16 protein-coding genes are annotated in these 22,380 nt (G+C 35.6%); 2 read left to right on the top strand and 14 right to left on the bottom strand.

The window, feature by feature from the left end; all coding sequences use genetic code 11:
- Positions 1 to 29: 29 nt before the first annotated feature.
- The 13 genes from apf to JZO69_RS05955 form a co-directional block, all read right to left on the bottom strand.
- On the bottom strand, positions 30 to 614 hold the full coding sequence (gene apf, locus JZO69_RS05895) for an aggregation-promoting factor (protein WP_207111963.1): 585 nt from the start codon (positions 612 to 614) through the stop codon (positions 30 to 32).
- Positions 615 to 1,048: 434 nt separating this feature from the next.
- Positions 1,049 to 2,272, bottom strand: a complete 1,224-nt coding sequence (locus JZO69_RS05900; protein ID WP_207111964.1) for a hypothetical protein — start codon at positions 2,270 to 2,272, stop codon at positions 1,049 to 1,051.
- A gap of 23 nt (positions 2,273 to 2,295) precedes the next feature.
- Positions 2,296 to 4,002 (bottom strand): glucosaminidase domain-containing protein, encoded by a 1,707-nt coding sequence (locus tag JZO69_RS05905; protein ID WP_207111965.1) that lies wholly within the window; start codon positions 4,000 to 4,002, stop codon positions 2,296 to 2,298.
- Positions 4,003 to 4,020: 18 nt separating this feature from the next.
- Entirely contained in the window at positions 4,021 to 5,133 is a 1,113-nt protein-coding gene (locus tag JZO69_RS05910) for a hypothetical protein (protein WP_207111966.1), read from the bottom strand.
- Between the two features lie 848 nt (positions 5,134 to 5,981).
- Positions 5,982 to 7,940 carry a heavy metal translocating P-type ATPase gene (locus tag JZO69_RS05915; RefSeq protein WP_207111967.1) on the bottom strand — a complete coding sequence of 653 codons (1,959 nt, stop codon included), beginning with the start codon at positions 7,938 to 7,940 and terminating at the stop codon, positions 5,982 to 5,984.
- Between the two features lie 187 nt (positions 7,941 to 8,127).
- Positions 8,128 to 9,768: a peptide ABC transporter substrate-binding protein gene (locus tag JZO69_RS05920; RefSeq protein WP_207111968.1), complete on the bottom strand. Its 1,641-nt coding sequence runs from the start codon at positions 9,766 to 9,768 to the stop codon at positions 8,128 to 8,130.
- Positions 9,769 to 9,801: 33 nt separating this feature from the next.
- Entirely contained in the window at positions 9,802 to 10,179 is a 378-nt protein-coding gene (locus JZO69_RS05925) for an OsmC family protein (RefSeq protein WP_207111969.1), read from the bottom strand.
- A gap of 178 nt (positions 10,180 to 10,357) precedes the next feature.
- Positions 10,358 to 11,674 carry a metallophosphoesterase gene (locus JZO69_RS05930; protein ID WP_207111970.1) on the bottom strand — a complete coding sequence of 439 codons (1,317 nt, stop codon included), beginning with the start codon at positions 11,672 to 11,674 and terminating at the stop codon, positions 10,358 to 10,360.
- A 104-nt stretch (positions 11,675 to 11,778) separates the two neighbouring features.
- A complete protein-coding gene (locus tag JZO69_RS05935; RefSeq protein ID WP_207111971.1) occupies positions 11,779 to 13,203 on the bottom strand; it encodes a 6-phospho-beta-glucosidase in 1,425 nt (474 codons plus the stop codon).
- Positions 13,200 to 15,080, bottom strand: coding sequence for a beta-glucoside-specific PTS transporter subunit IIABC (locus tag JZO69_RS05940; RefSeq protein ID WP_207111972.1), 1,881 nt, complete (start codon positions 15,078 to 15,080; stop codon positions 13,200 to 13,202). The genes JZO69_RS05935 and JZO69_RS05940 overlap by 4 nt, the downstream gene beginning before the upstream one ends.
- Before the next feature lie 108 nt (positions 15,081 to 15,188).
- Positions 15,189 to 16,025, bottom strand: a complete 837-nt coding sequence (licT, locus tag JZO69_RS05945) for a BglG family transcription antiterminator LicT (RefSeq protein WP_207111973.1) — start codon at positions 16,023 to 16,025, stop codon at positions 15,189 to 15,191.
- 218 nt (positions 16,026 to 16,243) lie between these two features.
- Positions 16,244 to 16,576, bottom strand: coding sequence for a thioredoxin family protein (locus JZO69_RS05950; RefSeq protein WP_207111974.1), 333 nt, complete (start codon positions 16,574 to 16,576; stop codon positions 16,244 to 16,246).
- A gap of 72 nt (positions 16,577 to 16,648) precedes the next feature.
- Positions 16,649 to 17,416 (bottom strand): MerR family transcriptional regulator, encoded by a 768-nt coding sequence (locus tag JZO69_RS05955; protein WP_207111975.1) that lies wholly within the window; start codon positions 17,414 to 17,416, stop codon positions 16,649 to 16,651.
- Between the two features lie 99 nt (positions 17,417 to 17,515).
- Here JZO69_RS05955 and JZO69_RS05960 point away from each other — a divergent pair, with 99 nt between their 5' ends.
- Both JZO69_RS05960 and JZO69_RS05965 read left to right on the top strand, forming a co-directional pair.
- Positions 17,516 to 19,258: an ABC transporter ATP-binding protein gene (locus JZO69_RS05960; RefSeq protein WP_207111976.1), complete on the top strand. Its 1,743-nt coding sequence runs from the start codon at positions 17,516 to 17,518 to the stop codon at positions 19,256 to 19,258.
- The gene (locus tag JZO69_RS05965; RefSeq protein ID WP_207111977.1) at positions 19,258 to 21,033 is read left to right on the top strand and encodes an ABC transporter ATP-binding protein; all 1,776 of its coding nucleotides are present in this window, start codon (positions 19,258 to 19,260) and stop codon (positions 21,031 to 21,033) included. The genes JZO69_RS05960 and JZO69_RS05965 overlap by 1 nt, the downstream gene beginning before the upstream one ends.
- A gap of 129 nt (positions 21,034 to 21,162) precedes the next feature.
- Here JZO69_RS05965 and JZO69_RS05970 read toward each other — a convergent pair whose 3' ends face one another.
- Positions 21,163 to 21,750, bottom strand: coding sequence for a hypothetical protein (locus JZO69_RS05970; protein WP_207111978.1), 588 nt, complete (start codon positions 21,748 to 21,750; stop codon positions 21,163 to 21,165).
- Positions 21,751 to 22,380: the final 630 nt, after the last annotated feature.

Consider the following 22,380-nt stretch of genomic DNA (forward strand, 5'->3'; position numbering starts at 1 on the left):
GACTTAGTTAACTACTTGCTTGTTTTGGCTTAATACCAACCATTAGCCATCCAGAAAGCTTGAGCTGCTTCCCATGAACCATAGCGTCCTGCTACATAGCTATCTGCCACACGTTCTTGATTTGCTTCTGAATAATCTCCATTTAAGTATGAAGCGTCTAATTGATATCTACCAATATATTTACCATTTGTAGCACCATAAGAACCGCTAGATTCTTTTTGAGCAATCCATTCTTTGGCAGATGACGTAGTTGCTACAGTTGTTGAAGCTGTTTCTTGTGCAACTGGTGCTTCTTGTACTGGTGTTACTTGTTCAGGTGCTGGAGTTACTTGTTCAGCAGTTTCCTGTTGAACTGGTACTTGCTTTGCTTCTTCAGCAGTTCTGATCGTTAGTTGTTCCCCTTCAAAGATCATATTTATATTAGAAATATTATTATCTTTTGCGATTAAATCGATCAAGCCGTTGTCTCCGCTGAATTGATGAGAGATAGTAGATAATGTATCTCCAGATTTTACTGTATATAAGCTATCAGCGTGCGCGTCAGTCGTTCCCATAAAAATACCAAATCCTGCAGTCAAAGTTGTTGCTAATAAAATCGTTTTAAGTGATTTCATGTTGTTTCTCCTTTGTAAAAAATATTTTCGTCGTTTGTTTATCGACTTTGCATACTTTAACATCTAAAAATATTTCATAGGTGAAGATATAGTGACAATTCGTTACGAGTGTTTTCGTTACATGACAGCTTGTAAAAAAAAGTCGCAGAAACACTTGTTCGCACTGAGTTTTCATCAAAATTTTCTAGTGAAAGAAATCATGTTTTTTTCTGAAATTTCTTCTTGTCATATTTTATAACGAATGTTATGTTACAAAAACTCAGAATTATTACAGAGTTTTTAGCTGATTTTTTATGATTCAGCGTCTCTTTTTCAATAAATTTCTGTATTTCAAAGGTAAAAAATAGACACTTTAAAGCCCATATTCTTTTGTAAAAAACAAAAAAACAGAAAACCAGGTAGTTACCTAGCATTTCTGCTTTCTTCATTATTGGTTATGCATTTAGATTTTTTTGCTCGATTACTGATTCTAATAACCTATTTTCTGTTTGAATAATATCGAAAAAAGCACTAATCTTTTCTAATTGTTCATAATCGATTTGATATAATTTCACTCTTGGTTTAAAAAATAAAAACCCTGGGCGAATTTTTACCCGCTCATTGATCAAATGGCATTGTTCCATCATAGATTGTAAATCCATTTCTGATACACTATTTTTGATTTTTTCAATGCGCGCTCGTTCATAGACCCATTGATCTTTGGTTACTGTCATTTTTTCAGTAGTTGTTACTAATTGGTGGTTTAAGCGCCAAGATTGTTCGATAAACTTAGCTTTTTTATACAAATCATCATACTGAATCAAATCAATTCGGACAGGCTTATACCAGTCTTCTTCATCAATTGATGTTTTTTGATGCTTTTTGAATCGTTTTAACCCACTAACGAGTAAGCTGTTTTCGATGGCGAGCAGCTCGTACTCCAATTTTTCTTTTGCTACCCGCACGCGTTCCTTTGACGCTTTCTCTCGTTTCAAGCTTTCTTTTAAAAACAAGAGTTCATTTTCACCTGATCGAACAGGAACCACTAAATTAGCTTCCTCCACTGGTTCACTACTTGATTCAGCTTCTTCTTCATCCTTTTCAGAGAAAACTGGTTCTTCAATGTCTTCTTGTTCAACATTCTCTTCTATAGATACTTCTACTGGAAAACTTATGGTTTCAGCAGCTATCGTTACTTCCTCTTCTTCTTGAAAAGCAGAGATAAGTTTAGCCTCTAAAATACTACTAACTGATTCCCCATTAGAATAACCCATTTGCTTTAGACTCGCTGAAACAGTAAAGTGAACCGGTTCTTCCCCAGTGTTAAAAGAAACAGGAATCAATTCACATAAATATGTACTAAAAACGCCATCGACCTCTTCAAGTATCTTGGTCCAAATAAACTGTGGAAAAAGTTCTTCTAGTTCTTCCAATAATACATCCCAATTCAATTGGGCATGGAAAAATTGAATCTCAACATATTTTTTTAATGGTGAAGAAATAACTTTTCTAGAGATCTCATCGTTCTCCAGAAAAGTAAGAAAATCCCCTGTTGACCGTTCATAGAGCGTTTCACACGCCTCAACTATTTCTTCTGTGCTATCTTTTTGATAGAGAACGGTCCCTGTAGTGAATGGGATTGCTTGTTGGTGAAAAAACACATCGAAATAATCATTCATTAAACCGTTCTCCTTTCTTCTTTTTATGATTGAAGATCATAAACTGGCGCTAAAACAAGCTGCTGTCCTTCAGTTAAGAAATATTGATCCAAGTCGTTCCACTCTTTTAACGACCACACTGAGATACCAGTTTTTTTAGAAATACTTGCTAACGTATCGCCTTTTTTCACTTCGTATGTTTCTTTTGTTTTCTTGCGAGTTGCACTCACTTGATAATCTTTTGCTTTTGTTTCTTTTTTAGTTGCTGCTTTTTTAGTTGTTTTTTGCTTAGTCTCTTTGCTTGAAAATGCATTAGATAGCTTTTGAACCATCTCTAATGAGCGATCTACTGCTGCTTCTTTCGGTACTGCAGTAATTTTATCTTCTTGTTTTGGAACACTCAATTTTTGACCGATAAATAGCATCCGACGATCCAATTGATTTTTCTCTAAAATAGCTAGTGTAGAAATATTGTAAAGATCACTGATTGATTTAAGTGACTCACCTTTTTTCACAATATGTGTAAGGTATTCAATATTTTGATCTTTTTTGTCATCTTTCTTCTCTAGCTTATCAAAAGAAGTGTTCAACGTAATTTTTTTAGCTTTTTTAGTTTTTCCTTTATCTTTCAATGTATCATATTGCGTTAAATCATACGCATCAATCAAGCCATTCAATTTTGAATTATAGCTAGTATCTGTTGCATAACGACCTGTTAGGAATTTCGTTGCATCTTTATAAGATTTTGTATTGGTTTTCCAAGTACCACTATAAAAAGCACTGCTAGAATCGGTACCACCTCTAAGAAGCTTTACATAATCTCCAAGTGATTCTTTATACGATGGATACTTTCTAAAATTGGAACGAATCGTAAACATGCTCCCAGAACCATTATCTTCACTCGTTAGAAAATTGGCGCTGGCACCTTCATAGCTACCTTTTATTCCAAATAAATTATAGTTAGGTGCAGAAGCTAGTGCACTATTTCCAGAAGCACTTTCTAAAATTGCCTGCGCAATCATCACTGAAGCATATAAATTGTTCTCACCAGCGATCGAGCGAGCATCTTCGCCAATTACTTTAACAAAACTTTTGGTTGTCAGATTAGGACTGATATGAAATACCTGATCTGAACCAGCTGAACTACTATTTGTATTATTTCCAGTCACCGTTCCAGTACTTGGTCTACTAGGCCGCGACGTTGTACTCGGCTGCTGAATAGGCCCTTGAACTGGCGGTGTCGGATTATTTGGCTTAGGTTTTGACGGTTTACTTGGTTGTGGCTTAGGTTTAGGTTTAGGTTTAGGTTTTGACGGAGTCGTTGTTGAACTAGTCGTGCTTGTAGTACTACTACTTGACGTATTTGTCGAGCTACTAGTCGTTGACTCAGTTGTTGACGTAGTAGATGTGTCTGTTGACTCTGTCGTCTCCTGTGTAGAACTGGTCTCCTCAGTCGAGCTTATTGATTCACTACTATTTTCTTCCGTTGAAGCTTCTGTCGAAGAAGTTGTAGTGCTACCAGAAGAAGAACTAGTTTCTGTGCCTTCCACTGTACTTTCTGTCGTTTCATGTTCCTTAGTTGAAGATAGTATTTCTACATGCTCTTGTTCTTGAGAACCTATTGTTGCTGAATCATCGATTTCTTTAGCAAGAATTGGTTGAACATCAGTAACAGAAAGGACAGCACTTGAAGTAAGCAACCCTACACTTAATAATCGTAACTTTTTACTGTTTAGATTTCTTTTTTTCACATTGTGTCCTCTCTTTTCTTATTGATCTGAATCTTCTTTCACCAAGTTGATGATTTGGTTGAAGGCTTGTTCTGATTCTTCCTTAACATCTTTGATGCGTTTGTAATAGTTTTGGTATTCTTGTTCAGCACGTTCTAAGCGTTTTAAAACGTTAGCTTTTCTCTTTGTTTCTTCGTTAATCATATTTGCGTGTTGATTTGCTTGATTGATAATTTCTTTTGCTTGTTTTTTAGCATCCAATAAGACTTCGCCAATATCTTCTTTTGTCAATTGTTGATCAACATCAGCTGTTTTGTTTGCTAACTGTTGTTTTGCTGTTTCTAACTCTTGACGAACTTTTGCTAGTTCTTCATAGACACCTTTGTCAGTAGGCGTATCTGACGACATGATTACGATACGGTCTTCTGAAAGTTTATCTATTTCTTCTTGTTTGGCCAATAACTCTTGTTCATACTGTCTGATTTTATTCGCAAAGCGCTCAGCTTTTTTACGATTTAAGTCAGTCTCATCCATTTGGCGATTACTTTCACGTAAAAGGTTATTATATTTACTTTTCACTTGTTCAAGTTCTGCCATACGAGCATCATAATCTTTTGGCACAGCTTGCACCATCGATAATTCATTTTCTAATGACTCGTTTGTTTGACGTGCAGCTTCTACTTCATTTTGTAAACGTGTGAGGTCTCTTTTACTTTTACGCAATTCTGTTTTTAACTCACGAACGTCAGCTTGAAGCTGTTCATTTTCTTCTTGAAGTTCTTCTAGTTCACCGTCATCGATAATTTCATTAACTGGTGGTCTTTTTTTCTTTGGACTAGGTTTTCTTGGTGCAGGTGTTTTCTTTTTCCTTGAGAATAACGGACGAGCATCTTCCTCTTCGTCATCATATTCATCATCATCATCATCGTCGTAGTCATCATCGTCTTCTTCGTAATCTTCATCATCATCGTAGTCGTCATCATAATCTTCGTCGTCGTCATCATATTCATCATCATCGTAGTCGTCGTCATCATAATCTTCGTCATCGTAGTCGTCGTCATCATAATCTTCGTCGTCGTAATCTTCATCATCATATTCATCGTAATTTTCGTATTTTTTTCTTTTTTTACCTTTGCCAAAAATTTTTAGCATATGCTCACTTCCTTCTACAAAAATGGGGCTTTTCTTTTATTGATTATTTTTAATGTACGTAACTAACTATTAAGTAAATTATATGAGTTGCTTGTATATGTAACTATAATGACACGTACGGTAATTTTTTTATTGACAAAAATGCTCAAACTATACCTACCTTCCCCTATTTTATCAGATAACGGCTCAACAAACAAACTGAATTAACGGCGTATTACTATTCTTTGCACAACCAAATACATATTTTTCATTATTTTACAAAAAAACAAATTCAGACATAACAAAATTATTGTTTTTTTATCAATATATCATTATATAAATATTTTTCATTTCACATTAATTATGCATATAAGCGGCATCCTATTTTGTTAATCTATTTAATTCGTTAGCAATTATGATCAACAGCTATCATTCAGCACAGAGAAAGCCTCGTATGCCCAAGTTTCCCTTTAATTCAACTTTATCACTTGCTAACTCAAATACAAGTGCCGCCTTATTATTAACTTGAAATATCAAACTAATTACATAAAAAAACAACGATTCCATAGATAATCATATTTTTTCTATATTTATATTTGTTATTGATATTTTTACTATATCTTATTTTCTCCAAACTAATTACTTAATAATATTTTTTCATTTTAAGTTTTTTATCGTAAAAAAAACATATTTGCTAGTTCCTAATTTACCGATACTATTTATTGTGATAACGACAAAAAAACTGAGGATGAAGCAAAACTAAATTTAGTTTTGCCTCATCCTCTGGCAATTTGATACCTTCTTGTTATAGATAAGCATTGGTTAGATAGTAATTTTTTGGTTCTCTGAGCTAAACACGTTCATTTTTATTAGTCCTTTGATGGGATCAGTAAACGTAATCCATTTAGTATAACTAATAACGTACTTCCTTCATGGGCAATCACACCAATCGTAATATCCATTTTTCCAAAGATATTCATGGTAATCAAGAGAACTACGATGAACATTGAAAAGAGAATATTTTGCCAAACTACTCGATCCAAACGTTTAGAAATTTTATGTGCATAGCTAAATTTAGTCAAATCATTTTGCATCAATACAGCATCAGCTACATCGATAGCGATATCTGTGCCATCACCCATTGCTACACCGATATCAGCTGTTACCAATGCAGGAGCATCATTAACACCATCTCCTAACATCGCCACATTACCAAAGCGAGCTTGTTGATCTTTGATGATTGCCGCTTTATTTTCCGGCAATACATTTCCAATCACTTCATCAATCCCGATTTGACGACCAACTGCTTGACCTGTTAATACAGCATCTCCAGTGATCATCGTTGTATGGATTCCTTGTGATTTTAAGTAATTAATGACTGTTTTGGCATTTTCATTAGGTACATCCATCATAGCGATCAAACCGATCACTTCATTATTTTTAGCAAAATAAACAACGGTTTTCCCTTCTTTTGCGTATTGTTCATTATGAGCATTAATTTGGGTATTAACTAAACTGAAAATTTCTGGTTTGCCGATTTGATACGTATCGCCAAGATATTCTGTCACTAGCCCTTGGCCAATTTCATTTTCAACCGTCAACGTTAGTTCTGTTTCTGCTTTAAATTTGTCTAGGATTGCATTCGCTAATGGATGATTGGCTGTTTTTTCCATTGCTACAATTAGGTCAATACAGTTTTGCTCCGTTAATTCCGTTGCATCTGTTAAAAAATAAAAATCAGTAACGGATGGTTTGCCTTTGGTCAATGTTCCAGTTTTATCAAAGGCGACTGATTTGATGGTTGCCAAGTTTGCTAAATAAGAACCGCCTTTAAATAAAACTCCTCTTTTAGCTAAGTTGGAAATTCCTGATAACGTCGCTGGTACTGCACTTGCCGCAAGCGCACAAGGGGAGGCAGAGATCAAAAATACCATGCCACGGTAAAAGCTTTCATTCCATGACCAGTTAAATAGAAATGGTCCAGCTGCTATAAAAATCGGGACTAAAATCAAGACGATCGTCACATAATACGGTTCTAGTTTTTGGATCTTCGTAGCTGTTTTTGACAGATTTGATTGAGACTGATTGACTAATTGAAGAATCTTAGCAAAAACTGTATCACTGCTATCTTTCGTAACCTCCATCGTAAATGTCCCACTGCCATTGATCGTACTACCAAACACTTCGTCACCAACTGTTTTTTCTCTAGGGATACTTTCACCATTAATCGAAGATTCATCGATCGAAGTACGTCCTGAAAGAATAATTCCATCTGTGGCAATTTGGTCACCGTTGAGAACTTGCAATTTATCACCGATTTTCAAGACAGCTACATCTACTGTCTTCACACTACCATCGGCTTGAATCAAACGAGCTTCTGTTGGGTTCATTTTAAGCAAGTTCGTAATTTCTCTTTTACTACGGCCTTCTGCATATTCTTCAAGAAAATGAGCTGCCGCAAAGATAATGATGAGTAATGCCCCTTCTTCATAATTTCCAATGATGGTCGCACCAAATGCAGCTAGTGTCATCAAAATATGAACATTCGGTATAAATTTTCGTTGTGCTTTTGATTCATTGATCGTATCGACAATACCTTCCAAGATAATATGATATCCAGATAATAGCATTGCACTGACAAAAAGAATATTTTGTAAAAGTGAGCTTTCCTTGATAAAAAATGCAACGATGAAAATAGCTAATCCTGTGAAAAATAAAATAACTGGCGATTTGCCATGGTTGTGGCTATGTCCATGACTGCTGTCGTGATCGTGATCATGCCCTTTTTTGTTTGTACAGTTATGAGTATGCGCTTTAGTTGTTTCCATTTTATTCTTCCTCCTTTTTGGTTGTTTTCTGAAAATATACACTATGTTTTTTCAAATGATTATCCGTTCATATGTTATACACCTATAATACATGAACATATATTCATGTGTCAAGTGAAAGTTATTCTTTTTTTACGAAAAAAAAAGCTAGAGCCAATGTCCCAAAAGACTTTGCTCTAACTTTTATCTATTCTTTTTCTTCTACTTGAATATATTTAAAGCTATACGGTGAGCCAAAACCATGTTTTACCACACCGCTAATATTTTTCTTTTGCAATAAAGCTGTCTGCTGCTGATAAATCGGTGCAATCGTATAGTCTTCTGCTAATAAAAGATGTTCTGCTTGTAATAAATCTGACCATCTTTTTTCCTCATCTAATGCATCCGTATCCGACGCAGCTTTAATCAATTGATCATATGCCGGATTTTTATAATTGACATGATTTAACCCTGAAGTTGAAGCAAACATGTCTAAAAATGTGATCGCATCTTTAAAATCAGGCATCCACTGACCAAAAGCAATATCATAATCACCAGATAAGTAGCGCTCTTGTAAGTTATTGCTTGGCAATGTGGTGATCTCTAATTTAATTCCTGGCAATACTTCTGAGATTTGACTCGCTAAATATTCAGCTGTTTTTTTCTCAGTATCCGTATCCTTGGTTAGGTAAACCAACGTTATTTCGTCTTTGTTCAATTCCTTTTTAGCTTGATCAAAAGCTTTTTTAGCTGCTTCTTTATTAAAGGTTTGCTGACTTCCACTTTCTTGGCGGAAATCTTCACCAGTTTTAGGATTTTGTACGAAGTTTTGCGGAATAAAACCTGTTGCTGCAATAGATCCGTCTCCTAAAATGTTTTTGACAAACGTATCACGATCAATTGCCAGAGAGATAGCTTTTCTTAAGTCGAGATTTTCTAAAAGCTTGCCTTGTCCTTGATTAAAGCGAAGATAGCCCATTTTGGTGTCATTTTGATTTTGAAAATCTGGATCATTTTTATATTGTTTCGAGAATTCTCCATCTAATACTACACGATCAAGTTCATCGGTTTGGTATAAATTGACTGCTGTGCTGGTTGATTTTACAACAGTTGTTTGAATTTCACCGACTTTTACATTCTCCTTATCCCAATACTTTGGATTTTTGACATATTTCCAAGTATCAGAATTTTGTTCCCAACCTTCTAGAACAAAGGGACCATTATAAAGTGTTGTTTTAGCTGATGTTCCATAGTCACTGCCTTGTTTTTCAGCAAACGTTTGGTTGATTGGGAAAAAGGTTTCAAACGTTAGTAATGATGTAAAATAAGGAATCGGCTTGATCAGATGAACGACTAAGGTATGCTCATCTGGCGCTTCTACACCGAGTTGGTCTGGCTTCATTTCCCCTTGATAAATAGCCGCTGCATTTTTTATGGAAGAAACAAATAAGCTAGCATATGATGGCGCTGTGGCTGGTGTCACTGCTCGTCTCCACGCGTATAAAAAGTCCTTGCTAGTGACTGAATCACCATTCGACCATTTTGCATCTTCTCTTAAAGAAATCGTATAGGTTTGTTTATCTTCACTGATTTCTGGCAACTCTTTGGCTACAGCAGGAATTGTTTCATCTTTTTTATTTAATTGGTAAAGCCCTTCAAGGACTTGATTTTGAGCATTGAAACTAGTGAAATCTTCTTCTTGCGTTGTATCAAGTGTTAGTAGTTCTGCTGGCTCCGTAAAGTGAACGACTGCTTTTTTTGATTCGTTTGTCCCTGTTTTTTCAGCCGAATTACAACCTGTTACAAAAAATAAAAGTGCCAGCGCACTAATTGCAAAAAACTTTTTCATTCTATTCCTCCTATTATAATAATTAGGGATCAACTAAACAAAAGTGACTTTTTCAACAACTGCTATTTCTGGATCTAACGATTGTATGACTGGACAATTCTTTCCAATCAATTTCAATGCTCGCTCAGCTTTTCCTTGTTCTTCTTCTGAGACACGAATTGAAAAAGTAATTGCCACGCTACTTAACGGTTTCGCTTGTTTAGCTTCTGCTCGTTCATAAGAGATATCTACCTTTTCAATCGTAAAATCAACGTGAGAATTAGTTAATATTTTTTCATAGACATAGGCTCCGCATGCGCCGATAGATGCTACTAACATTTCAACTGGAGAAAAACCAATCTCTTTTTTTAGTACCCAGTTGCCACTTTGGTGTACCAATTCAAATCCCTTTTCACCTGAAATCAATTCCATTTTTTTCGCTCCTCTACTTCATTTTATCGTTTATGTTATAGCGTTTTCTTTATCTTATTATGATAGTACAAAACGCCCGAAACTGATAATAGTTTATTCGCAGGTATGATAACCAAAAGCTATCAATAGAAAAACTTCCCTCATTCATCTGAAATTTGGGAAGTTTGCAAAAATTGTATTAGTTAAAATTCTGTTTCAATCGATTGTCTTCTTGGTTTTTATCTTGGATAATCGAATCGATGTACTCTTTTAAAAATTTACTATTTTCAGTAATGATTTGATAACCTGCTTCTGTTTTGATTTTCTCCACTTCTTTATCCGTAATAAAATCATTCCCAGAGAAAAAGCGATAATTTACTTCTCCCACAAATTCAGCTGCAATATCTAGTTGTTTGCTATCGGATAATCCAGCATCGATCAACTGAGAATAACCCAGTCTTTTTCCATCTTCAATAAACAGTTCTTTGATATATTGGGGATAATTTTCTATTTCAGAAACGGAATGCGTATTTTCTTGTTTTTGATAGTCAAATGAATTGCCGTTTAGTTTCACTACACCATAACCTTGAGGTGCGATCGAAAAAGAGCTGGACACAATTTCAGTTAGTGGTTGATTATTGATTGTTTCAGTCATGATATCTTGAGCATGAATATGGCCTGAAAAAACAATTGGTACTTGATAATCCGCTAAAACTTGCTTGAAGTCGTCCGCATTATTAAGCACAAAGCCGCTTGATAATAGCTTGTTATGGGCATAAATATTGTGATGTACAAACACCAGTGTTTTTTTCTTTTCTTGTTTCGCTTTTTCTAGTTGCTTTTTGACCCATTTCATTGTTTTTCCGCGAATCGTTCCTCCAGTTGCAGGTCTTGTTTGAGGTTGATTGTCTTCAGGATATATATTGGAATCAAGGAAAAGAAAATTATATTTTGGGTTGACTGCCACTGAATAGCTTAATGAATGTTTATCGTAATTTGTGGCATTTTGATAGCCAAAATCGGCAAATATTTCTTTAAAATCAGCGATTGAGATCGCCTCTGTTTTTTCTTGTTTCTCTTCAACAAATTTTCTAGCCCAGCCATCATTAACATCGTGATTTCCTGGAATCACAAAAACGTTGATTCCTTTGTTTGTTAATTGTTTGAGTAGTTCGGCTAGTTTTTCTGCGCTGACTTTTTCACCGTTTAATGTTAAATCTCCTGTAATGATCAACATATCCGGCTTTTGCTCGATCGCTTTATTGATAAAAGCCTGCCAGCTTTCTTTTTGATAATCAAGTTCTTTTCCCGCTGCTGTCTGTTTGATTTTTTTAAAGGCTAAACCTGAATCCGTTAAGCTTTTATCGATATAATGAGGATCACTGACTACCCAAAATTCAATGGCTTCTTTCTTAAATAGCGTTTCTTCGTTCTGTTCTTTCTCTCCACCAAAATAAATAATTGCAACTAAAATTACTATTATACTGAGTAAAATAAACCCAATTTTCTTTCTCATTTGTTCATTCCCCATTCTACGTTGTCCACTCTATTTTATGCTTTTTTACACAAAAAAGCTCTCACTGTATTTATTTTACTAAAATACAGTGAGAGAACTATGAATTATACTTCTGCTCCGTTTGTTTGGATCAAGTGTTTATACCACTCAAACGAATCTTTTTTGATTCGTTTTAATGAACCATTCCCTTGATTGTCACGATCTACATAAATAAAACCATAACGTTTGCGCATTTCTCCGGTGGTAAATGAAATCGGATCGATACAGCCCCAAACCGTGTAGCCTAAAACATCTACACCGTCTAATTCGATAGCTTTTTTCATTTCTTGGATATGCTGGCTAAGAAAATCGATTCTTTCTATATCATGAATCTTGTCTTCAACTAGCTCGTCTGCATAGCCAAAACCATTTTCTACAATAAAGATGGGGCGCTCATAACGATTACTTAAAAGATTTAGATAATGACGTAATCCAGCCGGATCAATCGACCAGCCCCATTCCGTCATACTGACATAAGGATTTTCAACAAGAGAGCTGTCTCCAAGCAAGTCATCTTCTAAACGAATTGCTTCTGGTCGTGTTGAAATCGTATTGCTTAAATAGTAGCTGATACCAATATAATCTACTGTTCCAGCTTTTAGTTTTTGTAAATCTTCATCCGTAATATCCAGTTCATAACCATTTCTTTCCCACTCTTTGATCGTCCAACGTGGATAATTCCCTCTAACTTGAACATCCGTGAAAAATAACTGCTTTTCATCTTCTTGTTGGGCAGCGATAATATCATTTGGATCACTTGTCAGTGGATAATTTGGAGTTGCTGCCAGCATACAGCCGATTTGGAAATCAGGATTGATTTTTTTCCCTTCAGCAACTGTGATCGCACCTGCTACAAATTGATAATGCGCTGCTTGGTACATCGTTTTTAATTTATCTTCAGCTTCTTGATACAAAATACCTGAGTTAGTAAATGAATAAATTGGATTTTCCAAGATGCGTTGATTATTGATTTCATTAAAGGTCATCCAATATTTCACTTTATTTTTATAGCGCTCCATCACGGTTACAGCAAATTTCGTAAAAAAGCCGATCAGTTCACGACTACGCCAGCCCCCGTAGTTTTTAACCAAATGATACGGCATTTCAAAGTGAGACAAAGTAATCACTGGCTCAATACCATATTTTAATAATTCATCAAATAAATCATCATAAAACGCTAGTCCAGCTTCATTCGGTTCTTGTTCATTTCCATTTGGAAAAATTCTGGTCCAGGCAATACTCGTTCTTAGACATTTAAAGCCCATTTCAGCAAATAACTGAACATCTTCCTTGTAATGGCCATAGAAATCGATTGCTTCATGGTTGGGATAGAATTTTCCATCTATAATACCATCTGTAATTTCTCGCGCATGATCTTTTGAACCAGAGGTCATTACATCAGCAATGCTTATGCCTTTGCCGCCTTGATTAAACCCACCTTCAACTTGATGAGCAGCTACTGCGCCACCCCATAAAAAATCGTTTCTCATTTCTCCGTTTCCTCCTTGCTTGAGCCTACAACAAATAGTTTGGTTTCTGGTGTTACTGACTCAGTAGTATTGACAATGTCCATCGTTTCCATACTTGGTGCATCTGTCAAAATAACTGGCGATGTCATTGCATAGCCTTCTTGTTCGATCTTTTCACGATCAAAAACTAATAAGGTTTGCCCACGCGTAATCGTATCACCCATTTCAACTTTTGTTTCAAAATGTTCACCATTTAAATTGACAGTATTGATTCCGATATGGATCAATAATTCACTGCCCCCGTTTGATTTTAACCCAATCGCATGTTTTGATGGGAAAATCGCTACGACAGTTCCATCAAATGGCGCAACTACTTTATTATTAGTCGGGATAATGGCAACCCCTTTTCCAGCAATTTCACTAGAGAAAACATCATCATCTACTTCTTTCAAAGGAATCACTGTTCCTTCAAGCGGTGCATAAACTGTTGTTTCATTCATTACTTGTTCGCTCACCGGTTCTTCTTGAAAATCATCTTCCCCTTGATCTGTTTCAGGTAAGAAATCTGTCATTTCATCTTCTTTGACACCGAAGAAATACGTCAATACTGCACCTGCGATCAAAGCGGCACCCACTCCGATGAAATAACCGATTTTTGGTGTATAAACTGGGATAGAGAAAATATTATGGAATACATAAGCATTCATCGTAACACCTGTCACGCCACAAATTGCACCACCAATGGCACCAGAAATCGCTATGATAGGCAATAAACGTTTGTATCTTAAAATCAGTCCATAAACAATCGGTTCAGTTACTCCCGCAAATAAACCAGTCAACGCTAACGGTCCAGCTAAAGCTTTCATTTTTGAATGCTTTTTAGATTTCAAATAAAAACCAATTGCGATCCCGATTTGAGCAAAAACAGCCGCAACAGCCATTCCTTCAATCGGGTCACCACCCATAACGGTCAAGTTTTCAAGCGTAATTGGTGAAAAGCCCCAATGCAAGCCAAACATAACCATAAATGGCATTCCGCCACCTAATACGATTCCTGAAAGCAACGCACTTTTACCAATCAACCACATCACGCCTTGTGACAACGCATCCCCAATCACTGTTCCAAATGGACCGAAAAGCAACGCCGTTAATGGAACCATGATCATTAAACTAAACATTGGCACTGCAAATAATTGAAGGTCTCTAAAAATGATTTTGCGTAAGATTTTATCCACGAATGAGTAGATAAAAATTGCTACAAATATCGGAAAAATGGTTGTTGCATAATCGACAACGTTTAAATTGATTCCTAAAAAATCTAGCTTTTCCTGACCGATCATGCCAGTAAACGATGGTTCAAGTAAAGCTGCACCGATCACGCCACCAACATACATATTGCCACCGATTTTTTTCGTCAACGTTATTCCTAAGAAAACAGGTAAGAAGTAAAAGATCGCATTACTTGCTGCACTTAGTACCATGTAAGTTGAACTAGTGTCCGCCAACAAGTTCATTTCAACTAAAATCGTTAATACAGCTTTGATCATTCCAGAACCTGCCATTGCTGGAATCAATGGTGAAAAAGCGCCAGAAATCACTTCGAATACATAATTAAAACTTAGTTTTTTCTCAGTCTTAGGGGCATCTTCGTTTAAATCAGCGAGTGATTGAATCGCCGCATAATAATCTGGTACTTTACTGCCGATTACTACTTGATATTGTCCGCCACTGTTGACTACTGACATTACATACGATAGTTTTTCTAAAGCTTCTTTGTCCGCTTTCTTTGTATTCTTCAAACTGAATCTTAAACGTGTCGCACAGTGAACTAAACTATTGATGTTCGACTTGCCGCCGACAAGTTCGATGATTTTTTTACTCTCTTCTTCATAACGCATGATGGTAGTTCCTCTCTTCGATTCATTTTTTTATAAAAAAAGTGACCTAAGAAACACTTATACAATAAGTGTTTTTCTTAGGTCACGCCTGCTTCACCAGTAACGATCCTATTGATTGCTTGATAAGCGATTTAAGTGAAGTGTTAAGTACATCAATTCATCATTGGAAATCACCCAATCATATTGTTGTTCCAAAAATGTTTTGATCTTGACTGCACACTGATAATCTTGTTCATATTTGACAGCGATCAGATTAATCAAAGATGAATCCTCATTTGATGAAATTTCTTTATCCAACTGTCTTTTGACAAAGTAACGAATATGGGTAATGAAACGAGTAAAATCATAAGATGTCTCATCATATTCTTTGCCATAATGGTATTTAATAATGTCAATAATGCTTTGAATGATTTTGGTTGTCAGCATCGTTTCGTTCATATTGCTAGTAGAATTATAGGCATTGACAAAATGAAGGGTTATAAAAGCTGCTTCTTGATCTGGAATAGCAATCCCTGTTTTCTCCCGCATCATTTGAACGGCTTTCAACGCAAATGCATATTCTTTCGTATAAATCTGTTTGATGTCCCATTCCAGTGGTGAGCGCATTTGTAATCCTTCTGCAGCTCGATTTAAAACAAAACCGATATGATCGGACAATGTCAGCAAAATGGAATCATCAATGGACTGTTCTAATTCTGCTTCCCCTAATTGAATAATATCACTGGCCAGTTCAATATCTTCAATATCGATTCGTGCAAGCAGATTATCTAAATTGTTAACGGAATTATTACCTTCAAGAACAAACCTTTTTTCAATCAGGGCTGAATCGATCACGTCACCTTCACGCTTGTTAAAGCCAACGCCTTTGCCCATAATGATTTCTTCGATGTTGTCATCATTTAAAACCAAAGAAACATTATTATTAAAAACTTTCAGTATTTTCATTGAAATTATCTCCTGTTCTTGACTTGAAAAACGAAAAAAGACCTGACCATATCAAACATCACCAAAAAAAGTAATGTGAAAGGTCACGCCTGCTTAACCAGTAACGATCCGTTGACCAAAGTATACAACGACTTATTTTCTTTGTCAATAGTACGCTTACATTTTGACAACAAACACCCTTACACATTACCAAAGCCCCTGAATTTACTGATTTTAAACTATACTTTATTTGATTCAAATGAATAAATTTGCGCGATTGCGTCGGCTAATTTTTGAAACTGAACAAACTTTCCTTCACGAAGATACTCTTTTCCATCAACGAAAAAAAGCAATGTCGGTGCTGAAAAAATCAAATATTCTGCTGAAATAGCTTTGACCTGATCTGCTTCAACTTCTCTTAGTTCAATTTTAGGGTATTTTTTTAACAGCTCCATCAATTTTGGTCTGAGGGCATGGCACACTGAACAGTCTTCTTGCGAGACATACAAAAAAGCAAGATGATTTTCATTTATAAAGGTTACTACTTCTTGAATTGTTTGTAATTTTTCCATTGCTGATCATCCTTTTGTAATTGGATAAATCATAGCACCTTCCTATCAATATTACGATTTTTATGCCCAACATTATTTACTCACTTCGACCCAAGCCTTGTAATAATCTCTATAAAATCCGTCTTGTTCCTCTGCAGTCATAATATATCGTCCTACCATTGTTCCAGTTTGATAGCCTTGTTGCTCCAATTTTCCTTTTATTGATTGGAAATTATTTTCTAAAGGATCATCTGATTTGATTGTTAATAGGAATTGCTTATATGATTTGTTTTGTTGCTCAGGTTGTTGCCAAATCGTCACTTCTTCTACAAATTCTTTTGTTGTCACGGCAAAGCCATAGGTGATTTCTTTTTCATTTTTAGAATCAATATACACCACTAAGCTAGAAGGATTATCAATGTATGCATGTAATTCATTCGGATCTTTTAAATCAATTGGGATGATTCGTTCTATATCCAATGGTTCGTCAAGAAATTCTTTTTCTTTCAACTCGATCAAACTTAATAATTGGTCTTTTCTGTGTTTGATCCCTTGTTTCTTTTTCTCTAGTTCAGCTAATTCTGCGGCAACTCGTTTTTCAGTCTCATCTAGTATTGCCCATAATTCTTCTGGTGATTTTCGATAAAGATTCGTCATTTTATTAATGGGAATATCCAACCTTCGATAAAAATCGATATCACTGATTGTTAAGATATCTTCCATGTCAAACATTCGATAACCATTGTGCTGGTTTCTAGATGAGGTCAGTAGATTCATATCATCCCAATAACGGATTTTCGACTTTGGCAAATTCGTGATTTCAGCGACTTGTCCTACTGTCAATAATTTCTCTTTTTCCATAAAAATCACCTCTTATTCTAATTATAAACAAAAATCGTTGACCTTCAAGTGACTTGAAGGTGTAGAATTCCCTTTGAGTCTTGAAAAGGAGGAATTTACATGAAAATCATTCAGTTTTTCATTAAAAAGAATAGGACACTTATTTTTGCTACAGTCATTTGTTTATGTTTACAAATTATCGGGACACTTGGTGTGCCGTTACTAGTAGCACAATTAATCGATGTGGGGATTGCAAGCGGCGACGAACAATCCATCAAAACAATTGGGCTTAAAATGCTCGCCATGGCTTTATTTGGTGCGCTTTCAGCAATTGCTGGAAGTTATCTTTCCGCTAAAGTAGCCGCTAAATTTGGTTTGGAAACACGGGAGATGTTTTTCGACAAACTACAAACATTTTCTATTAAAGATGCAGATAATTTTGGAACAGGTTCATTGCTCACAAGAATGACAAATGATGTTGATAATATTCAACAAATGATCGTGTTGTTTCTACAACTGATTTTACCAGCACCGATCATTGCCATATTCTCGCTTTATATGACATTCACTTATTCAGCGACATTAGCTTTAGTACCACTGATCGCAATTGCCACTTTTGGGTTGATCGTTTATATCTTAATGAAAAAAGGAACACCACTTTCCTTATTGATCCAACCTAAAATGGACAAAATCATTGTAACCTTACGAGAATTTTTCACAGGAATCAATATGATTCGAGCTTTTAACAATCAAGATTATGAAGAAGAACGAACAAATAAAACATTTTCTGATTACGCAAATGGCATGATCCGAGTAAATAGTATTTTTGCTTTTATTACTCCTGTTGCCTTCTTGTTGATGGGTGTGGTTTTCTCTTCTATTCTATGGTTTGGCGGAAATTTAGTTGCTGTTGGTACTTTGCAAATCGGTACTGTTTCAGCAGTCGTTGAATATTCTTTACTAACGCTTGCGTACTTGATGATTGCAGCAATGGTTTTAGTTATGCTACCAAGATCACTCGCTTCAGTAAAAAGAATCGAAGAGATTTTGAATACACAAGATCAAATTTTAGATACGGACCAACCTGTTTTACTTGAAGAAACTGGATCACAAGATGCCTTGATTGATTTAAACCATGTAACATTTAGTTATGATCAAGCAGATGAACCCGTTTTAGAGGATATTCATTTCAGTATTCCAAAAGGCAAAACAACTGCCATCGTTGGCGGGACTGGTTCTGGTAAAAGTACGGTAGCAAAATTATTATTACGACTTAGCGATGTCTCTGAAGGCGCGATTTTATTCGATGGTGTGGATATTAGAAATGTCACACAAGAAGAGCTACGTTCTAAGATCAGCTACGTTCCTCAAAAAGCTTTTCTATTTAGCGGAACCATCAAGAGCAACTTATTGATGGGCTATCCAGAAGCCACTAAAGAAGATATGGATCGAGCGGCTGAAATTTCTCAACTTGCTTCTTATCTTGCTACGTTAGAAGATGGCTATGATTCATTCGTAGCTCAAGGCGGAACGAACTTCTCAGGTGGTCAAAGACAACGTTTATGTATCGCTCGAGCGTTGATCAAACCTGCGGATATTTATATCTTTGACGATAGCTTTTCAGCGCTTGATTATCAAACAGATGCCGCGTTAAGACTCGCGTTAAAAGAAGAAATGGCAGATAAAACGTTGCTGATCGTTGCCCAAAGATTAAGCACGATCCAACAAGCAGACAATATTATTGTCCTAGATGAAGGAAAAATCGTTGGTCAAGGAACACACAGCCAACTATTACAAAATAATAAAACCTACCAAGAGTTTGCACGCTCACAAGGGATTATCAAGGAAGGAGCGCTAGTCTGATGGAAAAATTAAATAAACAAACATTAAAACGATTCTTTCAATTAATTCGACCTGAACGCCCGATATTTTTCGGTTTGATTCTATGTAGTTTGATTGGGAATGCCTTAGTCATTGCTATGCCTTTCATCATGGGTATCGCTATTGATGATTTGCTTACCCTGATCAAAACCCACGGAGTCGGTCATATCACGTTCCCAATGGTGCAAGAAGCTTTATTGACACCCGTTTTGATCCTGATCGTATTTTCAGTCATCAGTAGTTTAATGTCTTACACACAAGAACGTGTGATGGCTTCCCTAAGCGAACGTATCACATTAAGAGTCAGAAAAGAAGTTACGAAAAAGTTCAAATCATTACCAATGGCCTTTTTCGATCAACATCAAGTAGGGGATATCTTAAGCCGAACAACAACCAGTTTAAATCAGCTATCACAAGTTTTCTTAACTGGGATCAATCAATTCTTCACATCGATCTCAACGATCGTCTTTGCCGGGATCATGTTATTCTACATTGACGTAAAACTGACATTGATCGTCGTTGTCCTGATTGCAGGAAGCTCATACTTAACTGGTAAAATTGCCAACAAAAACAAAAAACTAGCCGAAGCAAGTCAGGCTGAACTTGGGATTTTAAATAATAAAACAGAAGAATTTTTATCTGGGAATTTAGTGACGAAAACATTTAATCAACAAGATCATGCCAAAGACGTCATTTCAGAAACGAACCAAAAACATTACAAAGCATTTCTAAGTGCGCAATTTATGAACTTTGCGATTTATCCAGCGATTCGTTTAATCAATCAATTGGCTTTTATCGTCAGTGCGATCATTGGTGCATTCTTAGTCTTACAAGGCGGTATCACAATCGGTTTACTACAAGCGTATCTACAATATATCAATCAAATTTCTGAACCGATTTCTACAGCTTCTTATGTCATCAACTCGATTCAAGCAGCCTTGGCAGCTGTGGATCGGATCTTTGAGATTTTAGATGCTGAAGATGATGTGCCAGAAAAAGCAAACTTACAAATCATCGATCAACCAACTGGCGCCATTGCTTTTGATAACGTTCAGTTTGGTTATACAGAAGAAAAAATGTTGATGAAGCAAGTTGATTTCACGGTTAAACCGAAACAAATGGTAGCGATCGTCGGACCAACTGGTGCAGGTAAAACAACGTTAGTAAACTTACTCATGCGTTTTTATGAATTAAATGGAGGTCGTATCACCTTTGATGGCGTAGATATCACAGATCTTTCAAGAACAAATCTACGTGCAATGTTCGGGATGGTTTTACAAAATACGTGGCTATTTGAAGGAACGATTGCGGAAAACATCGCGTACGGAAGAATGGACGCAACACGGGAAGAAGTCATCGAAGCTGCTAAAATCGCCCAATGTGATCACTTTATTCGGACATTGCCAAATGGCTATGATTCGATCATTTCCAGTGAAAACGGCTCATTGTCACAAGGTCAGCAACAATTATTGACGATTGCCAGAATTATTTTGGCCAATCCTCCTGTAGTTATTTTGGATGAAGCAACATCTAGTGTTGATACCAGAACAGAAGCTCATATTCAAAAAGCGATGGATGAAGTGACAAACAATCGAACAAGTTTTGTGATTGCACACCGTTTATCTACGATTGAAAATGCTGATTTGATTTTAGTGATGAAAGATGGCGATATTGTAGAAAAAGGGAATCACCAAGAGTTATTGGCGAAACCTTCGTTATATGCTTCTTTATATAATAGTCAGTTTCAACAAACATAATAATACTTACAACAAACAGGCTCCTTAGTTCAAGTGAGCCTGTTTGTTTTATATTTTTTTACACTTACAGTCAAATGGATAAAATACTTGAATGTACTTCAAGCTTCTACCCTAATTTTCCTATGCTTATTATTTCCAATAAAGAGGAATCTTACTTTCCCCTGCAAATTTAAATTTGTTGGATGAGCCTTTGATCTTCCATGAAATTTCCAACTCTTTTGTTTCAGGTGATAAATTATCCCAAGTTAGGATATCATTTTCAAACGTAAATCCTGGAGTAGTAGATGTAATCTCCAAAGCTGCATTTTTAAATTGTTTTGAGAGAATAAATGGATTCACTAGTACATATTTTGTCATTTCTTTTTTCAAACTGACAGTCAGAAACGGTCTGTCATTACTGCTTACAGAAATATCTTTTACATTTTCTAACTCGTCAAAAATGGAGATATCTGTAATTGCTTTATAATCATCATTGTTCTCTGAATGATGATTATCATAGCTAGTCGCGTCAATAAATACAGATTCTAATTTTTTTAAGTTTTTAATAAAATCTAACGAAGTAGCTGGCCCACTATAAGATAGGTGCTCAAGATTTTTGGTATTACCTAAAGGTCTTAGATCACTTACTTTTCCGAATATCTGCGCTTCCTTTAGATTTTTTGCGTACTGCAACATGTCTATACTGTTCATATCTGCTTCTGCTTCAAAATAATTCATTTTTTCAAGATCTGTAATTTTGAATACTCCAAATTGTAAAGTTGGATCATTTGTAGCATCCGGGAAAAATGTCGGTATTCCTAGTAGCGGTAATTCTAAAGCGATAGCATATTCATCTGTATAACCATATTGCTTTGTAGGATAACCACGTTCTCCGTAATACTCATCCTCTGCATGAGCAAGTTGATGCTAGTCCGATAAATAGTAATCCCAACCCTAGTGTTCCTAATAACTTGATTTTTTTCATTTTCAAACTACCTTTACTTAGTTAAAAGAATAACAAACAGATAGACATCCTATAATAAACAGTTAATATCTATATCTTTAAATAAATTCCATTTTTTTGAGCATCCCCCTCTTTTTTCTAGATTATTTAATATACTTTCTTTCAACAAAACATACCACGACAGCTTTAAACTTCCTATTCTCACAGATTTTAGTTCGAATTACTTATCAAAAAAAAATATTATTTATTGCTATTTGTTTAATTTCATACTATAATTTTTCTATCTACTATTCTATAAATTGTAGATTAATATTTTACATAAGAAAGGAATTATTTATTTTGAAAAAAATTATATTAGGTTTAATTGGTATTTTTTTCCTGGGAACATCTCTTGTTAGTTTAAC

The organism is Candidatus Enterococcus ikei, from assembly GCF_017316105.1.
Classification (GTDB): Bacteria; Bacillota; Bacilli; order Lactobacillales; family Enterococcaceae; genus Enterococcus_L; species Enterococcus_L ikei.

Excerpts from the sequence above, each read along its gene's own strand:
- apf (WP_207111963.1), bottom strand. The coding sequence starts at position 614 with ATGAAATCACTTAAAACGATTTTATTAGCAACAACTTTGACTGCAGGA.
- JZO69_RS05900 (WP_207111964.1), bottom strand. The coding sequence starts at position 2,272 with ATGAATGATTATTTCGATGTGTTTTTTCACCAACAAGCAATCCCATTC.
- JZO69_RS05910 (WP_207111966.1), bottom strand. The coding sequence starts at position 5,133 with ATGCTAAAAATTTTTGGCAAAGGTAAAAAAAGAAAAAAATACGAAAAT.
- JZO69_RS05915 (WP_207111967.1), bottom strand. The coding sequence starts at position 7,940 with ATGGAAACAACTAAAGCGCATACTCATAACTGTACAAACAAAAAAGGG.
- JZO69_RS05920 (WP_207111968.1), bottom strand. The coding sequence starts at position 9,768 with ATGAAAAAGTTTTTTGCAATTAGTGCGCTGGCACTTTTATTTTTTGTA.
- JZO69_RS05925 (WP_207111969.1), bottom strand. The coding sequence starts at position 10,179 with ATGGAATTGATTTCAGGTGAAAAGGGATTTGAATTGGTACACCAAAGT.
- JZO69_RS05930 (WP_207111970.1), bottom strand. The coding sequence starts at position 11,674 with ATGAGAAAGAAAATTGGGTTTATTTTACTCAGTATAATAGTAATTTTA.
- JZO69_RS05935 (WP_207111971.1), bottom strand. The coding sequence starts at position 13,203 with ATGAGAAACGATTTTTTATGGGGTGGCGCAGTAGCTGCTCATCAAGTT.
- JZO69_RS05940 (WP_207111972.1), bottom strand. The coding sequence starts at position 15,080 with ATGCGTTATGAAGAAGAGAGTAAAAAAATCATCGAACTTGTCGGCGGC.
- licT (WP_207111973.1), bottom strand. The coding sequence starts at position 16,025 with ATGAAAATACTGAAAGTTTTTAATAATAATGTTTCTTTGGTTTTAAAT.
- JZO69_RS05950 (WP_207111974.1), bottom strand. The coding sequence starts at position 16,576 with ATGGAAAAATTACAAACAATTCAAGAAGTAGTAACCTTTATAAATGAA.
- JZO69_RS05955 (WP_207111975.1), bottom strand. The coding sequence starts at position 17,416 with ATGGAAAAAGAGAAATTATTGACAGTAGGACAAGTCGCTGAAATCACG.
- JZO69_RS05960 (WP_207111976.1), top strand. The coding sequence starts at position 17,516 with ATGAAAATCATTCAGTTTTTCATTAAAAAGAATAGGACACTTATTTTT.
- JZO69_RS05965 (WP_207111977.1), top strand. The coding sequence starts at position 19,258 with ATGGAAAAATTAAATAAACAAACATTAAAACGATTCTTTCAATTAATT.
- JZO69_RS05970 (WP_207111978.1), bottom strand. The coding sequence starts at position 21,750 with ATGAATTATTTTGAAGCAGAAGCAGATATGAACAGTATAGACATGTTG.